At 53.0% G+C, this 3286-nt stretch carries 3 protein-coding genes; all 3 read right to left on the bottom strand.

The features are described from left to right. Nucleotides 1-312: 312 nt before the first annotated feature. Complete coding sequence (locus RRH01S_RS33010; RefSeq protein WP_042477819.1) at nt 313-996, bottom strand: IS6 family transposase; 684 nt, start codon at nt 994-996, stop codon at nt 313-315. A 109-nt stretch (nt 997-1105) separates the two neighbouring features. Next, entirely contained in the window at nt 1106-1519 is a 414-nt protein-coding gene (locus RRH01S_RS34280; protein ID WP_131597928.1) for a hypothetical protein, read from the bottom strand. After that, nucleotides 1516-3286 (bottom strand): DUF6862 domain-containing protein (locus tag RRH01S_RS35075; protein ID WP_234711814.1); only part of this gene is annotated, 1771 nt, incomplete at its 5' end. The genes RRH01S_RS34280 and RRH01S_RS35075, both read right to left, overlap by 4 nt.

The raw sequence follows: 3286 nt of genomic DNA, 5'->3' as shown, positions 1-3286 counted from the left end.
AAACTCCGTCAAGAGGCGAGGGTGATCCGTCACCAACGATGGCATTAAAAAACGGTATAGCGAATGAATATTGTTATTATTCAATTAGTTGCCGCGAATTAGATAATAGAAATTATGGAACTTTAGATCTCGCGCCGCGAGCGTCCCGGACTTATAGAAATCACAAACGATCTAGGCGTGATACTTCTACCGCCTCGTCGCAATTGGAAGGTCACGACCTTGTGTCGGGTGGACTTCGGAGAATGCTGACACAAATTGGGTTCTGTCGCAAACTTTTGGAAAGGCTGCGGAAACAGGTATCGCTGAACATAGTTATGCTGCGAGCGCGGCGAATTGCTGAAATGCGGATTGGCCACTTGTTGGAAATTGCCGCTTGCGGATCATATGCGCCACTTCGATGCCATCCAGCGTTGCTGACGCAGATTGAAAGGATTTGAAGCGTTTCATCGGTCGGGTCAGCTTCTTAATAAACCGGTGGTCTTGCTCGATCATGTTGTTGAGGTATTTCACCTGCAGGATCTCGATCAGCCAGAACCATCCCTGCAACAGCAGCAGCCAGTTAATGTTTTGCAATCCTGCCAGGTTCGCACCGCTCTTGTCGACGACGACTTTTTCAGGCCAGCCGTTGTTCTCGATTGTGCGGGCGAAGAATGCGCTGGCCGCAGCCTCATCGCGGTGTTCAGAAAGCATGAAATCAAGGGCTTTGCCGAATTTATCGACAGCGCGATAGAAATAGGTCCATTTGCCTTTGACCTGGATATAGGTCTCGTCCATTCGCCAGGAACTGCTGGTCGCGGATTTCCGGCGCGGGGCCCGGCCGGCAATCAAGGGCGAATATTTCACAACCCATCTGTTCAGCGTCGCGTGGTCAACGGAAACACCACGCTCAGCCACGATCTCTTCCAAATCACGATAGGAGACCGCATATCTGACGTAGAAAAACACCGCGTATAAGATCACGTCTTTCGGGTAGTGGCTGCCTTTGAAATCGATCATGATCGGGGAACCCAAAAATGCCTGCTCATCTTCAACCCAGATCTATGGCATGACCATACAGGTTGCAAATCCGGTGAAAAGTTTGCGACAGAACCCAACAACGCCACACTCACCAGAATTTAGGATAACCAGCAAAGCCACTGTGCAGTTTTTCGATGAGGCCGCTATCCAGTTCGACAGAGAGTTTCCCCCTAAGTTGCAGACCTCCACTGCGCACCACTGGCTCGTGTGCCGCAATATCAACCTCAAAACAGCGGTTCTGGCGCTCAATATTCAGCGTGAAGTAGTTACTTAAATCGTAGAGCCTTGCACTATGACGCGGGCCTGATGTCAAATCAGATACAAATGCATCCCACATTTCAGTCTCAAGCCAAATATCATCAGCGCAATATGAAAAATGCCCTGTTGCATGCGATAGTTCCAAGCTAATGCGCCAGCACATTGAGCTTGGATCACCTGGATCAACGTTAACAAACTCGAGTTGAATTGAGATTCCCTCTGCGACGATATTAATATCGCTCATGGAATGTACAACGCATGTTTGATAACTGGCAGGCTGTCACCGGCCCTTTGACTAAAAATTATTTCCCAACCATTCATGTTGTAAACCTTGCCGAATTGTATGCTCCCTGTTGAAGCAATTTGATCGACTGTAGCGGAAAAACTAGTTAGCAGCTGCTGATCATTGATGGGGTTGGAGGACTTTTCAAGATACTCACCCATATGCTTCGTCGCGTTAGAATTCACATAAAATTCTTGACTGCCTGATCGAATTTTAAATGTGGCCGGAATCTGCGTGTTGGGCAAATTTCCCGCTGTTGCGGTAACGTTGTCCCAGACTGTACCCGTTTTATTCGTTATGCCCGTCTGGATCCCGCCACGACCACCGCCGCCGTTGAGCCCTTCTATTGCTACGGTTGCGCGGGGCGAACTTAGAACAATCCCAACTATTGCGTCCAGTATCTGCTTTGTGCCAGTGGGATCTCGCTGAAGAGACTGCAGCTCAGCATAATACCCTTCAAGCAGCCTTCGTTCTGTGTCTGACAGACCCAATCCTTGCGTACCGATAGAATGAATAGCCGCTCCAAGGTCCTGTCTTGCTGCGATGCAGGCGTCGGAACCAATATCCGCACTGCAAGCGCTCACCAGTTGCTGGTTGGTGATTTGATCTAGTTTCTGTAAGTCTCTGACAATGTCGCAGGCTCCACCAACACCTACCTTACAAGCCATATCCATACTCTTGAGCTGGAAGTACTGCTTATCGTTAAGATAGTTGAACTGGTAATTTGCAGCCCCATATGCCGCGCCTTCGCCGCCGCCAGCTGCGCCCGCCACGGCGGCCAAGCCTTGGCCGAGCAGTGTGGCGAGTTGCTGGCCCTCCTGCGTGCCTTCAAACTTTGTGCCCTTCAGCAAACCAGCGACAAGTTTGTCAATCGCTGGGGCAAGCAATGTGGACGTAGCGCCACCGGCTGCTCCCTTAAGCGCGCCTTCCCATCCGTTAACACCACCAAGGATGCCAGCGCCAATCGCATGGAGCATAGCTCGGCCAGCACCGCCCTCACCCCAGAAGGCAAGTTCAGCCGGAGTATCAGCCTGATCGACAAACTGATTGGCGATCGTTGCCACCAACCCCGCCATCGTCTTCTGCGCCGCCTGCAGATCAGCCTGCGTCTTGTACTGCTCGCGCAGGATGTTCTGCAGGTCCGGCAGGCCAGGCAGCGAGGTATTGGTGTTGTCGGTATCCCGGCGGATCGTGCCGATTTCCTGCGTCTGGTGCGCTGGATCGGTGATGGTGATCGGGATATTGCCGCCGATCGCCGACAGGGCCTGCCCGGTCTTGTTCTCTCCGGCCTTGACCGGCGGAGCAATGCTGAGCCCGCTGGTACCGATCGAGCCGCCAAAGGTGTCGGCCTTCCAGGTCGAATGCGTATCGATATCGGCGACCGTCAGCGTGCCGGTCTCAAAGCGGTTCTTGTCCGCAGTTGCGTCGCTGGTGATCAGGCCGCCGATCAGCGATGTCTGCTTGTCGACCGTGAGATCAAGGCCGCCGCTGCCGGCATGAATGCCGGATTGTTCCGAGACGACGACGGCATCGCCGGTCGCTTTCTGCGTCACGCCGGAGACGCTGAAGCCATTCGTGCCGACCGAACCCGAGACATTGAGCTGATTGGCCTTGGCGGTTGCCGTATCCACCAGGCTCTCGATCGTCAGATTCTTGACGTTAGCAGTGACAGAGTTGCCGGTAACGGTCGCACCCTTCAGTGCCAAGTCGTTGGTGACGATCGTGACG

The organism is Rhizobium rhizogenes NBRC 13257, assembly GCF_000696095.1.
Taxonomy (GTDB): domain Bacteria; phylum Pseudomonadota; class Alphaproteobacteria; order Rhizobiales; family Rhizobiaceae; genus Rhizobium; species Rhizobium rhizogenes.
Note: the sequence above shows the minus strand (reverse complement) of the source record. Positions and strands in the feature narration are given on the sequence as shown.

Coding starts and splice junctions, on each gene's coding strand:
- RRH01S_RS33010 (WP_042477819.1), bottom strand. CDS start 996: ATGATCGATTTCAAAGGCAGCCACTACCCGAAAGACGTGATCTTATAC.
- RRH01S_RS34280 (WP_131597928.1), bottom strand. CDS start 1,519: ATGAGCGATATTAATATCGTCGCAGAGGGAATCTCAATTCAACTCGAG.